Source organism: Bacteroides mediterraneensis, from assembly GCF_016900355.1.
Classification (GTDB): domain Bacteria; phylum Bacteroidota; class Bacteroidia; order Bacteroidales; family Bacteroidaceae; genus Phocaeicola.
In genome coordinates, this window is record NZ_JACJKA010000099.1 from 1 (window position 1) to 273 (window position 273).

At 50.5% G+C, this 273-nt stretch carries 1 rRNA gene; it reads right to left on the minus strand.

The features are described 5' to 3' along the window. Positions 1-273: ribosomal RNA gene (locus H6A28_RS15465) — 23S ribosomal RNA — on the minus strand; the annotation flags it as partial.

Below are 273 nucleotides of genomic sequence, written 5' to 3' on the forward strand. Positions count from 1 at the left end.
TCTTGCGATGTCGCGGTCCTACAACCCCCCAGATGCCGTAACATCTGAGGTTTGGGCTCTTCCCCGTTCGCTCGCCACTACTGGGGGAATCATTGTTATTTTCTTTTCCTGCAGGTACTAAGATGTTTCAGTTCCCTGCGTTAGCTTCCATCATAAGATGGATGTTATCTCTTCAAGATAACGGGTTGTCCCATTCGGAAATCCGCGGATCAAGGGTTATTTGCACCTCCCCGCAGCTTATCGCAGCTTATCACGTCCTTCATCGCCTCCGAG